Source organism: Simplicispira metamorpha (assembly GCF_004341365.1).
In the GTDB taxonomy this organism is placed as follows: domain Bacteria; phylum Pseudomonadota; class Gammaproteobacteria; order Burkholderiales; family Burkholderiaceae_C; genus Simplicispira; species Simplicispira metamorpha.
Window position 1 is genome coordinate 67,558 of record NZ_SLXH01000018.1, and the last position, 22,801, is coordinate 90,358.

At 64.5% G+C, this 22,801-nt stretch carries 21 protein-coding genes and 1 pseudogene; 7 read left to right on the forward strand and 15 right to left on the reverse strand.

The features are described from left to right. Nucleotides 1-57: 57 nt before the first annotated feature. From paaI to EV674_RS10905, 8 genes and pseudogenes are all read right to left on the reverse strand, one after another. Entirely contained in the window at nucleotides 58-522 is a 465-nt protein-coding gene (gene paaI / locus EV674_RS10875) for a hydroxyphenylacetyl-CoA thioesterase PaaI (RefSeq protein WP_119013399.1), read from the reverse strand. A 69-nt stretch (nucleotides 523-591) separates the two neighbouring features. Beyond that, nucleotides 592-1,392 (reverse strand): 2-(1,2-epoxy-1,2-dihydrophenyl)acetyl-CoA isomerase PaaG, encoded by an 801-nt coding sequence (gene paaG / locus EV674_RS10880; RefSeq protein WP_119013400.1) that lies wholly within the window; start codon nucleotides 1,390-1,392, stop codon nucleotides 592-594. Nucleotides 1,393-1,406: 14 nt separating this feature from the next. Continuing rightward, nucleotides 1,407-3,074, reverse strand: a complete 1,668-nt coding sequence (gene paaN / locus EV674_RS10885; RefSeq protein ID WP_119013401.1) for a phenylacetic acid degradation protein PaaN — start codon at nucleotides 3,072-3,074, stop codon at nucleotides 1,407-1,409. 186 nt (nucleotides 3,075-3,260) lie between these two features. After that, complete coding sequence (locus EV674_RS17770) at nucleotides 3,261-3,962, reverse strand: ABC transporter ATP-binding protein (RefSeq protein WP_241524943.1); 702 nt, start codon at nucleotides 3,960-3,962, stop codon at nucleotides 3,261-3,263. A gap of 216 nt (nucleotides 3,963-4,178) precedes the next feature. Then, a pseudogene (locus EV674_RS17775) lies at nucleotides 4,179-4,571 on the reverse strand (hemerythrin domain-containing protein); the annotation flags it as partial. Nucleotides 4,572-4,587: 16 nt separating this feature from the next. Then, the gene (locus EV674_RS10895; protein ID WP_119013403.1) at nucleotides 4,588-5,349 is read right to left on the reverse strand and encodes an ABC transporter ATP-binding protein; all 762 of its coding nucleotides are present in this window, start codon (nucleotides 5,347-5,349) and stop codon (nucleotides 4,588-4,590) included. 2 nt (nucleotides 5,350-5,351) lie between these two features. After that, complete coding sequence (locus EV674_RS10900) at nucleotides 5,352-6,284, reverse strand: branched-chain amino acid ABC transporter permease (RefSeq protein ID WP_119013404.1); 933 nt, start codon at nucleotides 6,282-6,284, stop codon at nucleotides 5,352-5,354. Between the two features lie 2 nt (nucleotides 6,285-6,286). Beyond that, nucleotides 6,287-7,162, reverse strand: coding sequence for a branched-chain amino acid ABC transporter permease (locus EV674_RS10905; RefSeq protein ID WP_119013405.1), 876 nt, complete (start codon nucleotides 7,160-7,162; stop codon nucleotides 6,287-6,289). A 554-nt stretch (nucleotides 7,163-7,716) separates the two neighbouring features. On the opposite strand from EV674_RS10905, the gene paaX reads away from it, so the two are divergent. Then, nucleotides 7,717-8,673 (forward strand): phenylacetic acid degradation operon negative regulatory protein PaaX, encoded by a 957-nt coding sequence (gene paaX / locus EV674_RS10910; protein WP_193552689.1) that lies wholly within the window; start codon nucleotides 7,717-7,719, stop codon nucleotides 8,671-8,673. Nucleotides 8,674-8,749: 76 nt separating this feature from the next. On the opposite strand, the gene EV674_RS10915 is transcribed toward paaX, so the two are convergent. Continuing rightward, nucleotides 8,750-9,088, reverse strand: coding sequence for a DUF1840 domain-containing protein (locus EV674_RS10915; protein WP_119013406.1), 339 nt, complete (start codon nucleotides 9,086-9,088; stop codon nucleotides 8,750-8,752). Between the two features lie 337 nt (nucleotides 9,089-9,425). Here EV674_RS10915 and EV674_RS10920 point away from each other — a divergent pair, with 337 nt between their 5' ends. Beyond that, entirely contained in the window at nucleotides 9,426-9,734 is a 309-nt protein-coding gene (locus EV674_RS10920) for a polyhydroxyalkanoic acid system family protein (protein ID WP_119013407.1), read from the forward strand. Between the two features lie 11 nt (nucleotides 9,735-9,745). Here EV674_RS10920 and EV674_RS10925 read toward each other — a convergent pair whose 3' ends face one another. After that, on the reverse strand, nucleotides 9,746-10,000 hold the full coding sequence (locus EV674_RS10925; protein WP_119013408.1) for an acyl-CoA-binding protein: 255 nt from the start codon (nucleotides 9,998-10,000) through the stop codon (nucleotides 9,746-9,748). A gap of 290 nt (nucleotides 10,001-10,290) precedes the next feature. On the opposite strand from EV674_RS10925, the gene EV674_RS10930 reads away from it, so the two are divergent. Next, the gene (locus EV674_RS10930; protein ID WP_119013409.1) at nucleotides 10,291-11,709 is read left to right on the forward strand and encodes a wax ester/triacylglycerol synthase family O-acyltransferase; all 1,419 of its coding nucleotides are present in this window, start codon (nucleotides 10,291-10,293) and stop codon (nucleotides 11,707-11,709) included. Between the two features lie 22 nt (nucleotides 11,710-11,731). Here EV674_RS10930 and EV674_RS10935 read toward each other — a convergent pair whose 3' ends face one another. Both EV674_RS10935 and EV674_RS10940 read right to left on the reverse strand, forming a co-directional pair. Continuing rightward, on the reverse strand, nucleotides 11,732-12,931 hold the full coding sequence (locus EV674_RS10935; protein WP_119013410.1) for a M20 aminoacylase family protein: 1,200 nt from the start codon (nucleotides 12,929-12,931) through the stop codon (nucleotides 11,732-11,734). Nucleotides 12,932-13,029: 98 nt separating this feature from the next. Next, nucleotides 13,030-14,172: an ABC transporter substrate-binding protein gene (locus tag EV674_RS10940; RefSeq protein ID WP_119013411.1), complete on the reverse strand. Its 1,143-nt coding sequence runs from the start codon at nucleotides 14,170-14,172 to the stop codon at nucleotides 13,030-13,032. A gap of 106 nt (nucleotides 14,173-14,278) precedes the next feature. Here EV674_RS10940 and EV674_RS10945 point away from each other — a divergent pair, with 106 nt between their 5' ends. Continuing rightward, nucleotides 14,279-16,360, forward strand: coding sequence for a molybdopterin-containing oxidoreductase family protein (locus tag EV674_RS10945; protein ID WP_119013412.1), 2,082 nt, complete (start codon nucleotides 14,279-14,281; stop codon nucleotides 16,358-16,360). A 71-nt stretch (nucleotides 16,361-16,431) separates the two neighbouring features. Here EV674_RS10945 and EV674_RS10950 read toward each other — a convergent pair whose 3' ends face one another. From EV674_RS10950 to EV674_RS10960, 3 genes are all read right to left on the reverse strand, one after another. Further along, nucleotides 16,432-17,595, reverse strand: a complete 1,164-nt coding sequence (locus EV674_RS10950; protein WP_119013413.1) for an iron-containing alcohol dehydrogenase — start codon at nucleotides 17,593-17,595, stop codon at nucleotides 16,432-16,434. Nucleotides 17,596-17,797: 202 nt separating this feature from the next. Beyond that, the gene (locus EV674_RS10955) at nucleotides 17,798-18,775 is read right to left on the reverse strand and encodes a Bug family tripartite tricarboxylate transporter substrate binding protein (protein WP_119013414.1); all 978 of its coding nucleotides are present in this window, start codon (nucleotides 18,773-18,775) and stop codon (nucleotides 17,798-17,800) included. 67 nt (nucleotides 18,776-18,842) lie between these two features. Next, the gene (locus EV674_RS10960; protein ID WP_119013415.1) at nucleotides 18,843-19,865 is read right to left on the reverse strand and encodes a fumarylacetoacetate hydrolase family protein; all 1,023 of its coding nucleotides are present in this window, start codon (nucleotides 19,863-19,865) and stop codon (nucleotides 18,843-18,845) included. Nucleotides 19,866-19,968: 103 nt separating this feature from the next. Here EV674_RS10960 and EV674_RS10965 point away from each other — a divergent pair, with 103 nt between their 5' ends. The 3 genes from EV674_RS10965 to EV674_RS10975 all read left to right on the forward strand — a co-directional run bounded on the left by EV674_RS10965 (nucleotide 19,969) and on the right by EV674_RS10975 (nucleotide 22,682). After that, entirely contained in the window at nucleotides 19,969-20,751 is a 783-nt protein-coding gene (locus EV674_RS10965) for an IclR family transcriptional regulator (protein WP_119013416.1), read from the forward strand. Further along, nucleotides 20,748-22,160 carry a DUF3108 domain-containing protein gene (locus tag EV674_RS10970; RefSeq protein WP_119013417.1) on the forward strand — a complete coding sequence of 471 codons (1,413 nt, stop codon included), beginning with the start codon at nucleotides 20,748-20,750 and terminating at the stop codon, nucleotides 22,158-22,160. Before EV674_RS10965 ends, EV674_RS10970 begins: the two co-directional genes overlap by 4 nt. A gap of 225 nt (nucleotides 22,161-22,385) precedes the next feature. Then, nucleotides 22,386-22,682, forward strand: a complete 297-nt coding sequence (locus EV674_RS10975) for a BTH_I0359 family protein (RefSeq protein WP_119013418.1) — start codon at nucleotides 22,386-22,388, stop codon at nucleotides 22,680-22,682. The last annotated feature ends 119 nt before the right edge of the window (nucleotides 22,683-22,801 follow it).

The following is a 22,801-nucleotide window of genomic DNA, read 5'->3' on the forward strand; positions in this document are numbered from 1 at the left end:
TTGGTCTCCTTCATCCAGGATTTTTATGAAAGGGGAAAAGCAGGACGGCGCTGGCGCTCAGGCCTGCATAGCAAAACTGGCTGTTACTTCACCCTTGATGCGATAGCTCTTGCCCCGAAACAGCGCTACGGTCTTGCCACCGACCACGCTCACCGTGACGTCATAAACCCCGGTGCGACCGGCTGCCGAACGCTCGACGGCCACAGCTTCGAGCACATCACCCTCACGCCCCGGCGCGAGAAAGTCGATATGGCAGGCCGAAGCTACGGTGCTCAGGTTGTAGCTGTTGCATGCGTAAGCAAAGGCGGTATCAGCCAGCGAAAAAATCATGCCGCCGTGGCAAGTTTGGTGACCATTGACCATGTCAGGACGGACCACCATGCGCAACGTGGCATGACCCGGCGCCACCGAAAGACGCTCCATGCCCAGAGCGTGGGCAGCACGGTCGCGCTGCCACATGGCATCGCTGGCGGCATCGGCCAGCGCTTGCGGGCTGAGGCTAGAGGTATCGACTTCAGACATGGGAAATACTTCTCGTATCAACAGCAGGTTGGATCAGCGGCGGGACGGTGCATTGGGCGCAGAGCGGACTCATGCACCCGTAAAGCGCGGAGCGCGCTTTTCCAGGAAGGCAGATACACCTTCCACGTAATCGCTGCTGCGGCCCAGTTCACGCATGTACAGGCCCTCCAGCGTGAGCTGTTGCTCCAGCGTATTGGTGCGCCCGGCCTGCATGGCTTGGCGGGTACGCACCAGCGCCTTGGTGGGCATGGTGGCCAGTTGCTCGGCCAGCTGTTGCACGGCATCTGCAAAGACATCCTCGGCCACAGCGTCCCAAATCAGGCCCCATTCGGCAGCTTTGACGGCAGGCAGCTTGTTGCCTGTCATCGCCAGGCCCAAAGCACGGGCCTGGCCCAGGCGCTGCGGCACCAGCCAAGAGCAGGCGGTATCGGGGATCAGACCAATCTTGGCAAACGGCAGTATGAAAGAGGCTGCTTGGCTGGCAACCACCATGTCGCAGGCCAGCGCCAAGCTGGCACCTGCGCCAGCAGCGACACCATTGACGGCGGCTACGGTGGGCACGCGCAGATTGGCCAGGCGCATCACCAGTGGCTTGTAGTGGCGCTCCACCACATCGCCCAGATCGGGCGGGGTCTCGCCAGGCACAAAGCGGACTTCGGCATCGGCCAAATCTTGGCCAGCACAAAAGCCCCGGCCAGCGCCGGTCAGCACCAGTACGCGCACCGCCAGGTTGGTTTGGATGCTGTCTAGCGCATCGCGCAACTCAGCGTGCATGTCAGCATTGAAGCTGTTCATTTTGTCCGGACGGTTCAGCGTCAAGCGGGCTATGCCGCTGTCGCTGACCTCGAACAGAATATGTTGATAAGCCATTGCGCTACCACTCCTCAAACGTGGTAGCGGCGTTGCACCACCCGGAAACGGTTAGCGACAAAAGCGGAATCTGCATACGAAGCATTGGCTGCCGGATTGCCGCCTGTGCCGTGGTAATCAGAAAAAGCGCTGGACTGGTTCACAAACACGCCGCCAGTCAGGTTGATGGACAACGCCACCTTGCCGCGCCAAGTGGCTTCGGTCATGGCATCAATCACTTCTTGGCGGGTGGAATACAGACCCACCGTCAAAGCGCCATGCTCGCGCACCACGCGCTCAGACAAAGCAATACCCGCAGCGGTATCGGCCACCTTGACGACAAAGCTGATAGGGCCAAAGCGCTCTTCCATGTAGGCTGGCTCGTCGGCCGCATCACAAGCCAGCAGCACAGGGGTACGCACCTGAGCAACGGGGAAGTCGGGATTACTCAGCGTTTGCGAGGCCAGCACCACGGCACCCAGTTGGCCACTGTTGGCATGGGCCACGCGGTCGGTGGTAGCTTCGGACTGCATGGCACCCAGCACGGCAAAGGCCACTTCGGGCTTGGACAAGAAGCGGCTGATGGCCTTGCCAAGATCGGCACACACCTCGTCGTAGCTCTTATGGCCTTCATCGGTATCAATGCCGCCAGCTGGCACAAAAATGGCCTGCGAAGTGGTGCACATCTGGCCCGAATACAACGACAGGGTGAACGCCAGATTGCCCAGCATGGCCTTGTAAGCGCTGGTCGAATCAATGACGATGTTATTCACACCAGCCAGCTCGGCATAGACCTGGGCTTGCTTGCAATTGTCAATCAGCCACTGGCCAAACACGTTGCTGCCGGTAAAGTCCACCGACTTGACGCTGGGGTGCGTAGCCAGTGCTTGCGTGGTGCTGCGGTTGTCGGTCACACACAGCGTGACCAGGTTGGGATCAATGCCGTTCTCAGCCAGCACAGCACGGATGGTGCGCACGGTAATGGCAGCGGGCAAGATGGCGTTGCTGTGCGGCTTGATGATCACGGCATTGCCAGTGGCCAGTGCAGCAAACACGCCCGGATAGGTATTCCACGTGGGGAAAGTGCCGCAACCGACCACCAAACCCACGCCCCGGCCCACCAGCTCAAAATGCTTCTTCATAACCAAAGCAGGATTTTTGCCTTGGGGCTTCTCCCAGATGGCTTCGGCAGGCACAAAGCTTTGCTCGCGCCAAGCGTAGGCCACTGCCTCCAAACCACGGTCTTGGGCGTGGGGGGCACCAGCCTGGAAAGCCATCATCCAGCCTTGGCCGGTGGTCATCATCACGGCATGGCCCAGCTCAAAGCTCTGGCGGTTTAAACGAGCCAGAATTTCCAGGCACATGCCAGTGCGGCCTGCAGCGCCCACCGCTTGCCAGCCCTTCATGGCGGCCAAGCCCGCCTCAATCAGTACCTCGTGGTCACACAAGGGGTAACGCACATCCAAAGCGCCCGCATAGGGCGATACCTCGTTGCCACCCCAGCCGTTCTGGCCGGGCTGGTTCAGTTCGAAATTCTGGCCCAGGTGCGCTTCGTAAGCGCGTTTGCCGTCTTCGGCAGCAGTTTCACCGTAAGCCTTGGGACTGGGCATCTCGGTGTAGGGCGACCAGTAGCCACGGGTAGCGATGGCTTGCAGGGCACCCTCAAGGGTGGCACGGTGTTGTTCAAACAGAGGGTGGGTCATGCTTTTTCCAAAGAGAAACGGCTGAAACTTGTATGCAAGGCAGCGGAGCCAACGCCGCCTTACCCATCAAAAAGCAACACACAAATTTCACATCAACATAGAAAAGTGTATCGCTTAAGAGCTCTTCTAAATAGAGGGAAAACCTTAATACGATTAAAATTTATCGTAAAAGAACACAATTTACTTTCACATTCCAAGATAGGCAGCGCGCACCTGCTCGTTGTGAATCAGGTCTTGTCCGCTACCGGTCAGGGTGATCTCGCCAGTTTCGAGCACATAGCCGCGATCCGCCAGCGCCAGCGCCGCAAAGGCGTTCTGCTCAGCCAGGATGATGGTCATGCCCTGCGCTTTCAGCGCCTTGACCACGTTGAACACCTCCTGCACCAGCAGCGGCGCCAGCCCCATTGATGGCTCGTCGAGCAGCAACAGCTTGGGGCGCCCCATCAGCGCACGGCCAATCGCTAGCATCTGCTGCTGACCACCCGAGAGGGTGCCCGCAGGCAGCTTGCGCTTCTCTTTCAGGATCGGAAACATGGCGTAGACCTTTTCCAGGTCTTCAGGCACCTGTTGCTTGGGCTGGGTGTAGGCGCCCAGCCGCAGGTTGTCTTCAATCGTCAGCGGGCCAAACACCTGGCGCCCCTCGGGGCTCTGGCAAATACCCCGGCACATGCGCTGGTCGGCGCGCACCCGGGAAATATCCTCCCCATCGAACCATATGTGCCCGGCTCCCATAGGCTGCACCCCGGACAAGGTGCGCAGAAAAGTGGTTTTTCCGGCCCCGTTGGCCCCCACCAACGCCACGGTCTCGCCCCGGCGAATCTCCAGATTCAGGCCCTTGAGTGCCTTGATGCGGCCATAGCTGCTTTCCAGCCCCGTCACTTTGAGCAGCACATCGCCACCGCTGGCAGGCATGGGCGTTTGCAGCACACCACCGCTGTGGGCACCCAAGCCCACCGATTCAGGAGCCAGACTGACCACCCGGTGGTACAACTCCTGAAACTCGGCCTGTGCCTCTTTGCCAAACAACGGATCGTTGTTTTCCTGAAAACGGGCGTCAATCTCGCGCCAATCTTCTGCCAACAACGTCTTGCGTGCCATGGGCAACGCCTTGGACTCTTCGGTATGGATATGGCTTTTGAGCTTGCGGCAGTAGTCACGCAAAGACTGCACCAAAGCGGCCTGCTGGCCCGCAGTGGCTTGTGCAAACGCTTGGCGCATGGCTGCCAAGTGGAGGATGGCCTGGCGGTGGTCTTCTTGCAGTGCATCGACCAGCGGCCCCGCCTCTGCCGAGCGCAGACGCATCAGCGGAAACAGGCAATCGTCTTCTTTGCGGTGGTGGGCGTGGTCGGCAAATTTCTCGATGTATTCAAAAACCGCCTGAAAAAACGCCGGATCGACCGGGCTGCCAGCTTCCAGCTCATCGGCCACCTGTTCCAACGCAATGGCGATGCGCCAGAAACTCCGATGTTCTTCGGTAATGATGCGCAGTGTTTCCATTTTTCCTGCTTCCGTTTCAACCGTGGGCGCCCAGATAGGCGGCAATCACATCCGGGTTTTTGCGGACCTCTTCGCCGGTGCCTTCGGCCAGTTTTTTGCCGTAGTCCAGTACCAGAATGCGGTCAGACAGGTTCATCACCATCTTCATGTCGTGCTCTACCAGCACGACGGTGATGCCGGAGTCAGCCACCTTGCGCACCAACTGATCGACTTCAATGGTTTCTTTCGGGTTGAGGCCGGCAGCGGGCTCATCCAGAAAAATCATGCGTGGCTTCATCGCCAGGGCACGGGCAATTTCCAGCCGCTTGAGCACGCCGTAGGACATGGCATCGGCGCGGGCGTTGGTGTAGCCCTCCAGGCCGACAAACCGCATCAGTTCGGCAGCTTCTTCGCGCAGATCCCGGTCACGGGTACGCAGGCTGGGCCAGCGCAGGGCGGCTTTGAACAGGTTGCGGTCCAGCCGCAGGTGCGCGCCCACCATCACGTTCTCGATGGCGCTCATGTTCATGCAGATTTGCAGGTTCTGGAACGTGCGGGCCACGCCGCGCTCGGCCAGCTCGTTGGGTGATTTGCCGTGGATAGGCTCACCATCGAGACGAATCTCACCGGTAGTGGGCTTGTACACCCCGGTAATGAGGTTAAACAGCGTGGTTTTGCCCGCCCCGTTGGGGCCAATCACGGCATAGACGATGCCCGCATCAATGTTGAACGAGACGTTCTGCACCGCCTTGACACCACCAAAGTGGATAGACAGGTCTTTGACTTCCAGCAATGCCATGCTCAGTCTCCCTTGCCAAATTTGGCTGCCAGCGTCGGCACCAGCCCCTTGGGCAGGAAAATCATGCACAGCATCAGCACAGCACCAAACACCACGGTTTCCCAGCCCTCAAAAGTGGCCAGGGCTTGGGGCAACGCCGTCAACAGCACGGCACCGATGATGGAGCCAAACACCGAGGCCATGCCGCCCACCACCACCATCGTCACCAGCTCTACCGAATGGAAGAAATCGGCAAAGTTGGGCGTGACAAAGGCCATGTAATGCGCCGTGATGCTGCCCATGATGCTGGCAAACACCGCCGACATGACAAAGATCGTGACCTTGTAGCGCACCACGTTCACGCCCACCACCTGCGAGGCCACTTCCGAACCGTGCAAAGCACGCAGCGCACGGCCAAACGGTGAATCAATCATGTTGAGCGAAGCCCAGACGCTGAAAGCCAGCAGGGTGGCCACCACCCAGTACCAGTGCTTGTCGCTGCTGAGTTCAAAGCCAAATACGGACATCGCTGGCACGGCCATGCCATCGGGGCCGCCCGTCCATTGGGCTTCATTGCGCAGGGCGATATTGATGATGATGCCCAGCCCCAAGGTGGCCATCGCCAGGTAGTTGCCCTTGAGCTTGAAAATGGGGCGGGCCACCAGCCCGGCAATCACTGCCGTGGCCACAGCACCCGCACCCATCGCCAGCAGCGGATGCCATGCAAAGTGCGTAGGCAACACCGCCGAAGCGTAAGCGCCAATCCCCAAAAACCCCGCATGGCCCAAACTGATCTGGCCCGCAAAGCCAATCAGCAGGTTCAGGCCAATCACGATGATGGCATTGATGCCAATGCGGATTGCCAGATCCATGTAGTAACTGTTGGGCACCACCCACGGCAGCACCAGCAGTACGGCCACCAACAGACCCAATCCAATGTAAGAACTCTTTTGCATGCTTACACCCGATCGGTCGATTTGCCACCAAACAGGCCGCGCGGCATGAAGAACAGCACCAGCAGGATCAGCACAAACGGCATCGCATCCTTGTAGGCAGAGGAGATGTAGCCTGCGCCCATCGCTTCCAGCACCCCCACCAGCAAACCGCCCACCACGGCACCCAGGCCATTGCCCAGGCCACCCACCACCACCGCCACAAAGCCCTTGAGGCCCAGCATGATGCCCACGTCGTACGAGGTCATGGTGATGGGCGTGATGAGGATGCCACCCAGTGCGCCCAGGCCTGCGGCCATGGCAAAACTCATGAACAGCACCCAGTTGGTATTGATGCCCACCAGCTCAGCGGCAGTGCGGTTGAACGAAGTGGCCAGCATGGCCTTGCCCGTGAGGGTGCGGTTGAAGAAATACCACAGACCCGCCACCACCACAGCCGTGACACCCAGCACCCACAGGCTTTGTGGCAACAGCGTAGCGCCCAGAATTTGCAACGGCGCATCGCCCGAAAAGGCGGGCAGGCTGTGCGTACCCTTGCCCAGCCACACCTGAATCAGGCCGCGAATGACCAGCGAAGCGCCAATCGTGACGATGATGAGCGAGACTGTCTCGGCGCCCTTGATGGGCTCAATGGCCACCTTCTCCATCACCACGCCCACCACGGCAGGAATGGCAATGGCCAGCAGCAGCACCACTGGCATCGGCAGCCCCATCTGGGCAAAAAACACCGCCAACATGCCGCCCAGCATGATGAACTCGCCCTGGGCAAAGTTGATAACGTTGCTGGCGTTGTAGATCAGCGTAAAGCCCAACGCCGCCAAGGCATAGGTGGCACCCACCGTAATGCCCGAGAACAGAAATTGCAAAAACTCGGCAAGCATCAGTCAGATCTCCCGGGCGTCGCACATGCGTGGCGACCGTGTAGCGGCAACGGCATAGGGTTATCTCCGTAGTAGTTTTTTGGAACGCAGCGCAGGCATACCTGCCCTGGGAAGGGCAGCGGCAAACCGGGCTCTTGCAGTGCGATTACACCTGCCAACATGATACCTATAACAATATTTTTTATCGTTTTTGTATCTTGTTTGAGCGCAAAAACGCGGGTAATCCCTAGGAAAAACACCACCAAAAAAGCCGCGCCGACCGGCCAAGACACCACAAAAGCTGCATTTTTGGCCAGATACGGTTTGATTTTCCGCAGAAAAAAGCCAATTTTTGACTACACAGTGGCAAACGGCTGCTGTAGCAGCACCCCAAAAAAGACAAGGCGTGCTAGACAAGCCACACGACCAGAATATGACATTACTGGATACAAAACAGACATCGACGTATCGTTTTATGCCAAGCACCTTGCTGGGCGCAGCACAGCAAAGTTGCTGCCACAGGTCAGACAACACCTTGCTTGCAGCAGCAACGGCCCCGCTACCATCGACCACTTATGCACGAACACATCGCATCACAGGCCATTGAGGCCCTTTTGGAAAGCTTTCGCCAGAAAAGCCGCATACAAGCCAGCTCACTCATCACGTCCGTCTTTGGTGATGCCATCCTGCCCCGGGGGGGAAGGGTCTGGCTGGGCAGCCTGATCAAGCTGCTACAGCCCCTGGACATCAACGAGCGGCTGGTACGCACCACGGTCTTCCGGCTGGTCAAAGATGAATGGCTGCAAACCGAGGCCATGGGGCGGCGTACCGACTACATGCTCACGCCCTCGGGGCAGCGGCGGTTTGAAGAGGCCTCGCGGCAGATTTACGCCGCCGAACCACCCCAGTGGGATCGGCGTTGGCGCCTGATCATGGTGGTGGGCGAGTTAGAGCCGCGCCAGCGCGATCGCCTGCGCCAAGCGCTGTACTGGCAGGGGTTTGGCGATACCGGATCGGGCTGCTTCATCCACCCCAGTGCCGAACTGGGCGTGGCTCTGGACGCGCTGGCCGCCGATGGCATGGCCGAGCTGCTGCCGCAGTTGCTCCCCTTGGTGGCTATCAACCCCAAATTCAGCCCCTGCGCCGATGACGCCAGTCTGGTGCAGCGCGCCTGGAACCTGGACGAGCTGGCCGCTGCCTACAGCAGCTTTGTGGCGCGCTACCAGCCCATTCTGGATGCGCTGCGGCAAGAGCCCAGCGACAGCGTGGATGAAGAGCTTGCCTGCCTGGCGCGCATTTTGTTGATCCACGACTTTCGCCGCTTCTTGCTGCGCGACCCGGAGTTGCCCGAAGTGCTGCTGCCCGCAGGCTGGCCCGGCAACCAGGCCCGCCTGCTGTGCAAGGAAATTTACCGGCGCCTGCTCACGCCCTCAGAGCGGCATCTGGACCAATGCCTGCAACTGGCCAACGGCGAAATGCCCCGCGCCTCCAGCCTGCTGCTGCGCCGCTTCCAGATTGAAGACAGCCTGTAAAAACGTGTTCACGGTCTTGCCGGAGGCCCCGTGTTGGGCGCGGCACCACGGCGCGCGCACCTGAAGCACCAGAGCGCTACGCCCCCCAGACCACGTCGTTGTCCTCGGCCGCACTGCGCCGCAGCATCTCGATGAACGGTGCTGCGCGCTGGCGCAGGCGCACCGCATCGGACTGCGCGTCCTCCTCGCCCTCGGCAGACAGGCCTTCGGCCTCGCGATCAGCACGGGCCTGGGCGATGCGCTGCTCTTCGGCGGCCACGGCTGCTTCCAGGGCGCTGATGGCCGCCGGAATTTGCGCTGCCGTCACGATGCCGCGGGCAGCGGGCTCCTTGCCGATGATTTGCAACAGACGGCGCCCCTGGGGCTCCAGCAATATCAGGTCGGCGGTGGAGCGGGATTTGAACTTGTAGAGCATGGAGAGTCCTTCCGTGTGCGAGTCACTGCGGTGCAAAGGATACGCCGACGGCACCGCGCACGACGCCCTGCACCAGCCCCACTGCGGCAACGGCCACCGGACGGGTGGCCTGGCGGCTTGGCCGCACCAGCAGCAACAGGACGCAGGGCCAGGTATTTCCGGGCACCCTGGCAGCGCCATGATTTCAAGCCAAAAACGGCTCCAGAGCCCGACCAATAAGCGCAAGCAGCTATCAAAAACAAAGCACTTTATACACCCCACTAGCGCCGCGCAGGCACCCCGGTTTTATGATGCACGCCCCGCACCTTGCGCGCCGCTCCCTCTGAAAGACCCTCCCATGGCCGACATCCATATCCACCGCCCCCACCAACTGGGCCTGCCCGAGGCGCGCAAGATTGCGCTGCGCTGGGCAGAAAAAGCAGAGCAAAAATTCGACATGGCGTGCGCCTACGAAGAGGGCGAGACGCAAGACACCGTGCACTTCAGCCGTGCAGGCATCAAGGGCACGTTACAGGTACATGCCGACCAGTTCACGTTTGCCGCTGAGCTGGGCTTTTTGTTTGGCGCCTTCAAGCACCGCATCGAGGCAGAGCTTGGGGCGCAGTTTGATGCCCTGCTGGCCCCCGGCACCAGCGCCCAAGCCTGAAGTTCCCCGGCCTACTCCAGCGCGGCAATCAGGTCGATGTACTGCTGCTGGGCCGCATCCGCAGCGGTGCCCTTAAGCTTGTCCCAGGCCTCCCACTTGGCACGGCCCACGATGTCGGAAAAACCAGGTTTCTTCTCGGTGTTGTCGCCCGCAGTGGCCTGCTTGTACAGGGCATAAATCTTCAATAGCGTGGCGTTGTCCGGGCGCTCGCTGAGGTTTTTGGACTGGGCCACAGCGGCCTCAAAAGTGGCGTTCAGATCGGCCATGAAGAATGCTCCTGGGTGTTTTTCTGGATGGGGGAAACAACGGGGGCCACAACAGCCCCCTGCGCGGTAATCTTACGGCCAGCACCGTGCCTCTGGCGGTGCCATCCCTAGAGGCACCTGCCCAAAACCACCGCACACAAATCTGCCCTATGGTGACCCCATCTTCCCTGCGCCCCTCCCCACGCCCTTCTCCACGCACCTCTGCTGGCAACACCAGTGCAAGCCCCCGCGCGCCACGCAAAGCCAAGCACACAGGAGCCAGCGCAGCGCAGCCCCTGCCCCACGAGCGCATGCGCAAGGTCGATACCGCCTGGCTGCGCATGGACTCGCCCAGCAACCTGATGATGATCAACGGCGTCTGGTGCGTCTCGCCCGGCATCAGCCTGCAAGCGCTGCGTGAGCGCGCCAGCGAGCGCCTGCTGCAATACCCGCGTTTTCGGCAATGCGCGGTCGAAGACGCCACGGGCGCATCCTGGGTGGACGATGCGCAGTTCGACATCACCGCCCACGTCGTGCCCACCACTTTGGCGCTGCGCACCGGTCAAAGCCCACAGGCGGCGCTGCAAGAGCGTGTAGGTGCGCTGGCCATGCAGCCCCTGGACCGCCAGCGCCCGCTGTGGCAGTTTCACCTGATCGAGGATTTTGTCGGTGACGATGGCCAACCCGCCAGCGCACTGATTTTGCGCATACACCACTGCATTGCCGACGGCATTGCGCTGATTGCCGTCGCCCTGTCGCTGGTCGATGGCAGTGCCCAGCCGCCCCGGCGCGCGCAGGCAGCCCCCGCCGCAGCCGCCCTGTCCGCCCACACGCTGGAGGCCCTGGCCACGCGGGCCGCGCAGACGCTGGGCAGTGCGGGCGACTGCGCTGCCCAGTCGCTGCAATGGCTGCTCCAGCCAGAAAAAATCCTGTCCACGGGTCTGGCGGGGTCGCACAACGCGGCACACCTGGCCCAGCAACTGGTTCGTGATGCGGCTGCACTGGCGTTTTTGCCCGATGACTCCCCCACGCAGCTCAAAGGCACGCCGGGCACCACCAAGCGCGTGGCCTGGTGCCCGCCCATTGCGCTGGACGAGGTCAAAGCCATTGGCCGGGCGCTGAACTGCTCGGTCAACGATGTGCTGATGTCGTGCGTGGCGGGTGCGCTGGGCAGCTACCTGCACCGCCACGGCGAGGGCACCGAGGGCACCGAAATCCGCGCCATGGTGCCAGTCAACCTGCGCGCCTCCCAGGACACCTGGGAGCTGGGCAACCACTTTGGCCTGGCCCCGCTGCTGCTGCCGCTGGGCATGACCAACCCCATCGAGCGGGTGTACGAAGTGCGCCAGCGCATGAACGCCCTCAAGGGCAGCCTGCAACCGCTGCTGTCGCTGGGGCTGCTGGCGGTGGCCGGCTCGCTGCACCAAAGCGCCCAGAACGCCCTGCTGCAACGGTTCAGCAACAAGACCACCGCCGTGGTCACCAACGTGCCCGGCCCCAGCGAGCCCCTGGTGCTGTGCGGCGCCCGTGTAACGCAGTGCATGTTCTGGGTGCCCCAGTCGGGCAACGTGGGGCTGGGCGTGTCCATCCTGAGCTACGGCGGCGGCGTGCAGTTTGGCGTCATGAGCGACACGCGGCTGTGCCCCGAGCCGCAGCACATCATCGACGCCTTCGCCCCGCAGTTCGAGCAGCTCTCGCTGCTGACGCTGATGCTGCCCTGGGGCGAATAGGCGGGCAGCGTGCGCTGGCGGCTCAGGGCCGTGCCAGCCAGGCCTGCGCCAGCCGCACCCAGTAGGTGGCGCCCAGCGGAATCAGCTCGTCATTGAAGTCGTAACTGGGGTTGTGCAGGGTGCAGGGGCCGCCGCCATGGCCCAGGGCGCGGTGGTCGCCGTCGCCGTTGGCAATGAAGCAGTAGGCGCCCGGCTTGGCTTGCAGCATGAAGGCGAAGTCTTCGGCGCCCATGGTGGGCTCCTGTGCCAGCACCTGCGCCTCGCCCACGATATCCACCATCACCTGGCGCGCAAAGGCGGCCTCAGCGGGCGTGTTGATAGTGGGCGGGTAGTTGCGCTCGAACTCGAAGGTGCAGGTGGCCTCGTGGGCAGCGCAGGTGTGCTCGGCCACCTGGCGCATGCGCCGCTCGATCAAATCCAGCACCTCGGTGCTGAAAGTGCGCACCGTGCCTTGCAGCTCGCAGTGGTCGGGCACCACGTTGGTGGCCTCGCCGGTGTGGACCATGGTGACCGAGATCACGCCCGCATCGATGGGCTTTTTGTTACGCGTGATGATGGTCTGGAAGGCCTGCACCATCTGGCAGGCAATGGGCACCGGGTCGATACAGTTGCTGGGCATGGCCGCGTGGCCGCCCTTGCCGTGGATGGTGATCTTGAACTCGTTGCTCGACGCCATCACCGGCCCGGGGCTCACCGCCATGCTGCCCGCTGGCATGCCGGGCCAGTTATGCATGCCAAACACCGCCTCGACCGGGAACTGCTCGAACAAGCCGTCCTCGATCATGGCGCGGGCGCCCGCACCGCCCTCTTCGGCGGGCTGGAAGATCAGCTGCACCGTGCCATCAAAGTCGCGGTGCTGGGCCAGGTACTGGGCGGCGGCCAGCAGCATGGCGGTGTGGCCGTCGTGGCCGCAGGCGTGCATCTTGCCGGGGTGCTGGCTGGCGTGGGCAAAGGTGTTGGACTCGTGCATGGGCAGCGCATCCATGTCGGCGCGCAGGCCCACGGCGCGGCCACTGGCGCCGCCGTCGCGCCCCACGATGGTGCCGACCACGCCGGTCTGGCCCAGCCCACGGTGTACCGCAATGCCCCACGCGGTGAGCTGGCGCGCCACCAGGTCGGCGGTGCGCTGCTCTTCGTAGCACAGCTCGGGGTGGGCGTGGATGTCGCGGCGCAAGGCGGCGATGCTGGCGGCCTGCGCGGTGATGGCGTCAATGGTGTGCATAGGGCGTTCTCCTGAAAAGGGTGGTCTGTGGTGTGCCGGTGCGGTGTCAGGCCCTGGAGGCCCGGCGTTGCAGGCCGCCGTGGGCGGGCCGTGCCACGCTAGGTGCGAACCCGGCCATCGCTGGTGAGCATGGACAGCTCCACAAAGCGGGAGCCGGAATGGTCGGTCGGGCTGAACGCCACCGGAAAACCTGCCACCGGAGACTGGATGCTCTCCAGCCCGGCAATCAGCGCATCGCGGGTGATTTTGCCTGCCGTCGCCTGGGCGCGGCGCAGCCCCTCGGTGAAGACACGCGCGGCCAGATAGCCCTCCAGGCTGGAATAGTTGGGCTGCACCTTGTGCCCCCCGAGCTTGATCGACTCCAGAAACTCGCGCGTGAGTTGCTGCGTAGGCTGGAAGGGCGAAGGCACCACCTGCGACACCACCACCCCCGCCGCATCTTTGCCCAGGGCGTTGGCCAGCGCCTGGGTGCCCACAAAAGACACATTGTGGAAAGTCCCCCCGTAGCCCGCCTTGCGCGCCTCTCGCACAAAAGCGGCGCTGGAGGCGTAGGTGCTGATCTGCACCACCGCGTCGGGCTTGGTGGCCAAAATGGTGCGCACCGCAGCACCCACATCCAGCGAGTTGCGCTCCACCGTGGCCTGGGCCACAGGCTGGAGCTTTTTGGCAGCCAGCGCGCGGCCCACGCCATCCAGGCCCGCCTGACCATAGCTGTCGTTCTGGTGGAACACCGCTACCTTCTCCAGCCCCAGATGGGTGAGCTGGCCCACGATCAGCGCCGTCTCCTGGTGGTACGAAGCGCGCACGTGGAACACCTGGCGGTTAAACGGCGTGCGCAGCGCATCGGCCCCGGTAAAGGGCGCAAAAAACGGCACCTTGGCCTGCGTGACCAGCGGCAAAGCGGCCAGGCTGGTGGGCGTGCCGATGTAGCCAAACAAGGCAAACGCCCCCTCGTCAATCAACTGGCGCGTGTTTTGCGCACAGCGCGCGGGCTCGTAGCCATCGTCGAGCACGCGCAGCTCCACGGTGCTCCGCCCCACCCCGCCTTGGGCATTGAACTGATCGAACCACAGCTTGGCCCCTTGGTAAAACTGTATGCCCAGCTGCGCCGCGGGCCCTGACAGCGGGGCCGACTGCCCCAGCACGATGCGCTCATCGCTCTGCGCGCGCACTGCTGACGTGCCCGCCAGCGCGGCCAGACCCATGGCGAATTCCCTGCGCCGCCACACTCCGTTGTTCATGGTGAAATGCCTCCCCGATCATGCAAAGAACAGACTTCCCGCAGCGCGCCAAGCAGCTTGCGGGGGCCCAGCAGCCCAGTGTATGAAAAGCAGGAACACCACACACATGCCCACCCACATACCCCTGGCCACCACCGCCCCGGTGCGCGGCGCCTGCCCGCACGACTGCCCCGACACTTGCGCCCTGCTGACCACCGTAGAGGATGGTGTGGCCGTGCGCGTGCAGGGCAACCCCGCCCACGCCCAGACCGATGGCGTGCTGTGCGCCAAGGTGGCGCGCTACCCCGAGCGCACCTACCACCCCCAGCGCATCCTGACGCCCCTGAAACGCAGCGGCCCCAAAGGCAGCGGCCAGTTCATACCCGTGGGCTGGGATGAGGCCCTGGCAGACATCGCAGCGCGCCTGGGCCAGATTGCCACGCGCAACCCGCAGGCCATCGTTCCCTACAGCTACGCGGGCACCATGGGCCTGGTGCAGGGCGAGAGCATGGACAGGCGCTTTTTCCACCGGCTGGGCGCCTCGCTGCTGGAGCGCACCATTTGCGCCAGCGCCGGGGGCGAGGGCCTGGCGCGCACCCTGGGCGCCAAGGTGGGCATGCGGGTGGAGTTTTTTGCCGAGTCCCAACTCATCCTGATCTGGGGCAGCAACTCCATCACCAGCAACCTGCATTTCTGGCGCCACGCCCAAGAGGCCAAGCGCCGGGGCGCCCGGCTGGTGTGCATAGACCCGCGCAAAAGCGAAACCGCCGACAAATGCCACGAACACATCGCGCTGCTGCCCGGCACCGATGCCGCGCTGGCGCTGGCGCTGGTGCACGAACTCATCACGCACGACTGGCTCGACCACGACTACATCGCCCGCCACACCCTGGGCTGGGAGGGCCTGCGCGCACGCGCCCTGGAGTGGCCGCCCGAGCGCGCCGCCGCCGTCTGCGGGGTGCCCGTGGCGCAAATCCGGCAACTGGCGCGCGATTACGGCACCACCCAGAAGGCCGCCATCCGCCTGAACTACGGCATGCAGCGCGTGCGCGGCGGTGGCAATGCCACGCGCGCCATCGCCTGCCTGCCCGCCCTCACGGGCGCCTGGCGCCAGCGTGCGGGCGGCCTGCTGATGTCCAGCTCCGGCCACTTTGCCGTGCAGCGCGCGGCCTTGCAGCGCCCCGACCTGCTGGCAGAGCGCCGCCCGCGCAGCATCAACATGAGCACCATTGGCGACGATCTGCTGCGCCCCACATCGCCCGGTTTTGGCCCGCAGATTGAGGCGCTGGTGGTCTACAACAGCAACCCCGTGGCCGTGGCCCCCGAATCGGGCAAAGTGGTGCAAGGCTTTGCCCGCGAAGACCTGTTCACCGTGGTGCTGGAGCACTTCCAGACCGACACCGCCGACTACGCCGACTACATCCTGCCCGCCACCACGCAGCTGGAGCACTGGGACATCCACCTGTCCTACGGCCACACCGATGTGCTGCTCAACCGCCCCGCCATTGCGCCGCAGGGCCAGGCGCGCAGCAACACGCAAATCTTCCGCGACCTGGCCGCGCACATGGGTTTTACCGAGCCCTGCTTTGCCGAGGACGACGAACAGCTGTGCCGCCAGGCCTACGGCACGCAGGTGGACTTTGCCCAGCTGCTGGCGCAGGGCTTTGCCCCCACCGGCGCGCCCGAGGCGCCGTTTGCCGATGGAGGTTTTCCCACGCCCTCGGGCCGATGCGAGTTTTTCAGCCAGGCGCTGGCCGACCAGGGCCACGATGGCCTGCCCGACCACCTGCCCAACCACGAGGCGGCGGGCACGTCAAAGCGTTACCCGCTGGCCATGATTTCACCGCCAGCGCGCAATTTTCTGAACTCCACCTTCGTCAACGTGGCCAGCCTGCAACGCCTTGAAGGCCGGCCGCTGCTGGAGCTGCACCCCGATGACGCTGCCGCGCGCGGCATTGCCGACGGCGCCGTGGTGCGCGTGTTCAACGACCGGGGCAGCTACCTGTGCCACGCCGCCGTCAACGCACGCGCCCGGCCCGGCGTGGTGGTGGGCCTGGGCGTGTGGTGGCGCAAGCTGGGCCTGAACGGCACCAACGTCAACGAGCTGACCAGCCAGGCCCTGACCGACCTGGGCGCCGCCCCCACCTTTTACGACTGCCTGGTGCAGGTGGAAAACGCCAGCAACGCGCCGCAATCGCTCCTGGATTGATAGCTGCTTGCGCTTATTGCGCGGGGCCTGGAGCCTGCTTTCTCTTAAAAACAGATGCTCCCGGCAGCGGCTTACAGTGCCGCCTGCAAAATCCTGCGGCTCACCTCGGGCGTGATCTCGCGCTGCTCGCCCAGGCGCGTCATGCCGTGGGCCTGCAACTGCGCCACCAGGCCGTCGATGGCGTCGGCACCCACACCGTAGGCCGACAGGCGCGTGGCAATGCCCATGCGCTCGAAGAAATCACGCGTGCGCTCGATGGCGGCGTCGATGCGCTCGTCCTCGGTGCCGCTGCTGATGCCCCAGATGCGCTGGCCGTATTGCAGCAGCTTCTCGCGCTTGGCGGCGCGGCGCTCGTTGAGCAATGCGGGCAGCACCACGGCCAGGGTGCGGGCGTGGTCGATGTGGAAGGTGGCCGTCAGCTCATGGCCAATCATGTGCGTGGCCCAGTCTTGCGGCACCCCGGCGCCGACAAAACCATTGAGCGCCGTGGTCGCAGCCCACACCAGGTTGGCGCGGTCGTCGTACACCGGCTCGGGCGCGGCCAGCAGGCGCGGGCCCACCTCGATCAGCGTGTGCAGCAAGCCCTCGGCAAAGCGGTCTTGCACCAGCGCGTTGACCGGGTAGGTCAGGTACTGCTCCACCGTGTGGACAAACGCATCGACCACGCCATTGGCCAGCTGCTGCGGCGGCAGGGTGTAGGTTTTGGTGGGGTCGAGCACCGAGAAAACCGGAAAGCAGTGCGCGCTGCTGAAAGCCAGCTTGGCCGCCTTGGCGCGGTGGGTGATGACGGCGCCGTTGTTCATCTCCGAGCCCGTGGCGGGCAGCGTCAGCACCGTGCCAAACGGCAGCGCGCTGGCCACGTTGCGCCCGTGCTTTTCCAGAATGGCCCAGGGATCACCATCGGCAAAGGGCACGGCAGCGGCAATGAACTTGACCGCATCAATCACCGAGCCGCCGCCCACGGCGAGCAAAAAGTCAAAGCCTTCGCGGCGGATCTGCGCCACGGCCTGCATGGCCGTCTCGTAGCTGGGGTTGGGCTCAATGCCGCTGAAAGTGGCGTGCGTGCGTGCGCCCAGGGCGGTGCGCACCTCGGCCAGCGTGCCGGTTTTTTCGGCGCTGGCGCCGCCCACCAAAATCAGCACCTTGGCCTGCGCAGGCACCAGCGTGGCCAGATCGGCAATGCGCCCCTGGCCAAAAGCGATGCGGGTGGGGTTGTGGTAGTCAAAGTTCAGCATGGGGACAAGCTCCGGGGTTGGCAAAGCCGTACAGCGTAAACGCAGCGGCGCGCTCGTGCAGGGGCGCGGCGCCATGCCCTGGAGAGCGTCTGTGCGGTAAACGCTCACAAAAAAAGAGCTGCCAGCGCTGATCCTGTCAGCGCTGGCAGCTTTTTTGACTCTCCAACACAGTGGCCCGCCCCACGGGGCGGGCACGGCAGCATCAGTCGAGCTTGACGCCTGCCGCCTTGATGACCTCGCCCCAGCGCTTGGCTTCGGCGCGGGCCAGGGCGCGGAACTGCTCGGGGGTGCCGGGCAGGGCTTCCATGCCGAAGTCTTGCATGCGCTTGACCACGGCGGGGCTGGCCAGGGCTTTGTTCAGGTCAGCGTTGAGGCGCTGGGTGACGTTGGCGGGCAGGCCCTTGGGGCCCAGGATGCCCTGGAAGGCGAACACTTCGGTATCGGCCACGCCCACTTCGCCCAGCGTGGGCACGTCGGGCAGCGTGGCGATGCGCTTGGCCGAGCCAATGGCCAGCGCGCGCACCTTGCCCGACTGGATCACCGACAGGCCCGAGGCCAAATCCAGGAACATGCACGGCACCTGGCCACCCATCACGTCGGCCATGGCCGGGGCAGCGCCCCGGTAGGGGATGTGCGTGAGGAAGGTTTTGGTGCGGTTCTTGAACATCTCCATGGCCAGGTGGTGCGGCGAGCCGTTGCCCGGCGAGGCGTAGTTGACCTTGCCGGGGTTGGCACGCACGTAGGCCAGAAACTCCTTCATGGTCTTGGCCTCGAACGATGGGTGCACGACCAGCGCCAGCGGAAAGCGGCTGATGCCGCCCACGTAGGTGAAATCGTTCTGCGGGCTGAAGGGCAGCTTGCTGAACAGGTGCTCGTTGTAGGCCAGGATGGCGTTGTCGGCCGACATGATGGTGTAGCCGTCGGCCTTGGCGGTGGCCACGGCCTGGCCACCGATGTTGGTAGACGCGCCGGGGCGGTTGTCCACCACGATTTGCTGGCCCAGCGTCTGGCGCATGGCCTCGGCCACGGTGCGCGCCAGCACGTCGGTGCCGCCGCCTGCCGGGTAGGGCACCACCCAGCGGATGAGCTGGTTGGGGTAGTCGGCCTGGGCGCTGGCCCAGGGGGCGGCGGTGCTGGCACCGGCGGCGGCCAGGGCGGACAAGAGGGTTCTGCGTTGCATGGCGGGGGCTCCTTTTACTATGAAATTGATAGCTGCTGGCGCTTATCCGGCGGGCGCCAGGGCCTTTTTACACTGAAGAATCCGACGGCGGCGCAATGGCCTGGTCGATGGCACCGAAGATGCTGTGGCCGTCTTTGCCTTTCATCTCGATACGGATGGTGTCGCCGTAGCGCATGAATTCGGTGCTGGGCTGGCCGTTTTGCAGGGTTTCGATGCAGCGCTTTTCGGCAATGCAGCTGTAGCCCTTGGGCCAGTCGGTGCGGCCACTGGCGTCTTGCACGCCCTGGTTGCTGACGGTGCCGCTGCCCACGATGGTGCCAGCGCGCACGTTGCGCGTGGCGGCCACGTGCGCGATGAGCTGGCCAAAGTGGAAGGCCATCTCGGGCCCGGCCTCGCACATGCCGACTTTGCGGCCATTCCAGGTCGATTGCAGCGTCAGGTGGACGCGGCCCTGGCTCCAGGCGTCGCCCAGCTCCTCCAGCGTCACGGCCACGGGGCTGAAGGCGGTGGCCGGTTTGCTCTGGAAAAAGCCAAAGCCCTTGGCCAGCTCTGCCGGGATGAGGTTGCGCAGCGATACGTCGTTGGCCAACATCACCAGCCGGATGGCGCGCAGTGCCCGCTCGGGCGTGGCGCCCAGGGGCACGTCGGTGGTGACCACGGCGATTTCTGCCTCGAAGTCGATGCCCATGGCCTCGCTGGGCACGACCACATCGTCACAGGGGCCCAGAAAATCGTCGCTGGCGCCCTGGTACATCAGGGGGTCGGTGTAGAAGCTGGCGGGCACGGTGGCGTTGCGCGCCTTGCGCACCAGCTCCACATGGTTGAGGTAGGCCGACCCATCCACCCACTGGTACGCCCGGGGCAGCGGCGCCATGCACTGCTGCGGATCAAAACGAAAGGCATGCGGCGCCCGGCCCGCGTTGAGCTGCGCATACAGGTCTTGCAGCGGGGGCGCCAGGTAGTCCCAGTCGTCCAGCACCTGCTGCAAGCGGTGGGCAATGCCGGTCGCATAATGCGCCGAGCCCAAATCGCGCGAGACCACCAGCAGTTGGCCATCGCGCGAGCCGTCTTTATAAGTCGCTAATTTCATGGGAGTTGCCGCATTTTTGGAGGGCCAAAATTTGCCACCTCTAGCAAAAATTACGATTAGAGAAATTGATTTAACTAAACAAAACTGCGAAATTTTAGTGCATATGGACAAAGAACGCGCCGGCATACAGTCGGTGGAAGTGGGTTTTGCGCTGCTCGAGGGCCTCACGCAGTCCAGCGGGCCGCTGATGCTCAAGGATTTGGCGGCCTGCGCGGGCATGAGCGCGGCCAAGGCGCACCGCTATCTGGTGAGTTTCCAGCGCCTGGGGCTGGTGGTGCAGGACAGCCGCACGGCGCGCTACGACCTGGGCCCGGCGGCGCTGCGGCTGGGGTTGTCGGCACTGTCGCGCATTGACGGCGTGCGCCTGGCGCGCGAGCGCCTGCCCGCGCTGATGGAAGAGATCGGCCACACGCTGGCCCTGGCGGTGTGGGGCAACCACGGCCCGACCATCGTCCACTGGGAGCCATCGCCCCAGGCGGTCACGGCCACGCTGCGCCTGGGCGATGTGATGCCGCTGCTGAGCTCGGCCACGGGCCGCTGCTTTACGGCCTACCTGCCGCCCGAAATGACGGCAGCGCTGCTGCAACGCGAGATCGCACAGGCAGAAAAAATGCCCCGCACCGACGTGCCCACCAGCGAGGCCGCCGTGCAGGCGCTGGTGCAAGAGGTGCGCGCACGCGGCGCGGCCCGGGTGGTCGATACCCTGCTGCCCAGCATCGTGGCCTTCTGCGCCCCGGTGTTCGATGCCAGCGGCCACCTGGTGCTGGGCATTACCACGCTGGGCGCCAGTGCCACCTTGGATCCCGATTGGGGCGGTGCCATCGACGTGCCGCTGCGCGCCGCCGCCGCCCGCCTGTCGCACGATCTGGGCTTTGGCAGCACATGAGCAGCAGCGGCCTGGCAGCAGTGCCCGCGCGTGTGCTGTGGCCCCTCACCGCAGCGGTGCTGGCCATCCACGGCTGGGTGCTGGTGGGCGTGCCGCTGCACGGCACACCGCCCCAGCCCCCGGCCCCGGCCCCGGTGGCCGTCACCCTGAACACGCGCATGCTGAGCGCGCCGCCACCGCCGCCGTCGGCTGCGGCGGCAGAGCCTGCGCCAGCCGCAGCGCCCGCCCCCCCACCGGCACGCCAGAAAGCACCGGCCAAGGCAGCTGCCGCCAAGCCTGCCCCGGCAGCAGTGCCCGAACCGACCGCCGAATCCGCCACCGCATCTCCCCACGCCACGCCCGGCAGCGGCGGCGATGACAGCCCTGGCAGCAGCCACGACGGCAGCGACACCAGCACAACAGGCAGCAGCGCACTGTTCACCGCCAGCGCGCCCATAGACACTGCCAGCATCGGCGATCCGGCCGCCCTGGTCAGCGATGCCACCGAAGGCGCCGCAGACCCTGCCCAGGCCCACACCAGCGCCGCAGCGCCAGCCGCCCCGGTCGGCCACGCAGACGCCCCGCCCCCCGCCACCGGCACAGCACCCGTGCCGCAGGACACCGCCCTGCCCGCCAGCTCCGACCCCGCCACCCCCACGCTGCTGGCGCGGGCCAGCACCCAGGCCGCGCCCAAGCCCCCGGCGCAGCCGCAGGCCCCCGCAGGTGCGCTGGAAATCACCCCACCCGGCGCCACCAGCAGCCTGGCATCCAGCACGCCTCCCCCCGTGCGCCTGCCCGTGTCCACGCGGCTGGCGTTTGATGTGGTCGGGCAGATCAAAAAATTCAACTACAACGCCAGTGCCGAGCTGCTATGGCAGCACGATGGCCAGCACTACCAGGCCCGCCAGGAACTCAAAGTGCTGTTTCTGGGTGGCCGCACCCAGACCAGCACCGGCGACATCACCCCCCGGGGCCTGCTGCCCCAGCGCTTTGGCGACCGCTCGCGCAGCGAAAAGGCCGCGCATTTCGACTACGAGCGGGGCCGCGTCACCTTCAGTGCCAACAACCCCGAGGCGCCGCTGGTGGCGGGCACGCAAGACCGCCTGAGCATCTTTGTGCAGCTGGGCGCCCTGCTGGCAGGCGCCCCCGAGCGCTACCCGAAGGGCACGCGCATCAGCCTGGCCACCGTGGGCGCCAGCAGCGCCGATATCTGGTCGTTCACCGTGGGCGCTGAAGAGACGCTGCACCTGCCCGTGGGCGAGGTGCGCGCCCTCAAGCTGCAACGCCTGCCCCGGCGCGACCACGACTACGACCAGAAAGCCGAGCTGTGGCTGGCCCCCAGCCTGGGCTACCTGCCCGCACGCATCCAGATCACGCAGAGCAACGGCGACTTTGCCGACCTGCGCCTGCGCGCGCACAGCCCGCCCTGACCGGGCCGGGCGCCCCTGCGCGGCCCGGTCAGGGCGGGCTGTGCGCTCCTGCGCGGCCTGCGGCGGGCGCGCCAACACGCAGCGAGATGTCGGGTAAAGACGCCACAGCGCCAGCGCCATACGGTTTCGTGGAATACTGGGCTGAAGCGCCACGATCGTCCACAGGACTTGAACTGTGCGCCCGTGCTGTCATCTGACTTGCACACTGACCCCGGGAGAACCACCATGCAAATGCTCTACGACTCTGAATCCTTTGTGGTCGTCCACATGCGCCCTGATGCCGTGGAGCCCGCCGCCACCACTGCGGACGGCAGCGCCGCGCCGCTGGCGCAACTGGTGCGCCACGGCTTTGAGATCGTGGACAAGCGCTCGGGTAAAGAGGTGTATCTGGACGGCTCCTGGGCCGAGATGTTCCAGCAGCAAATCCTGGCCTGGCAGCGCAACACCCCCACCCAGGAAGAAGTCGAAGAAACCCTGGACCGTTACACCGGTCTGGCACAAAACCCGGTAGTGGTGCATTGAGCCGCCCCATTCACAACCAAATCAGGGATTGCTAAATAGGTATCTCAATAGCCTGATTCCACAGTCGTTCGCTGACAAGCGCGCCCGTCTGGGGCTGTAGTTGGGCCCCAAACTTGCGC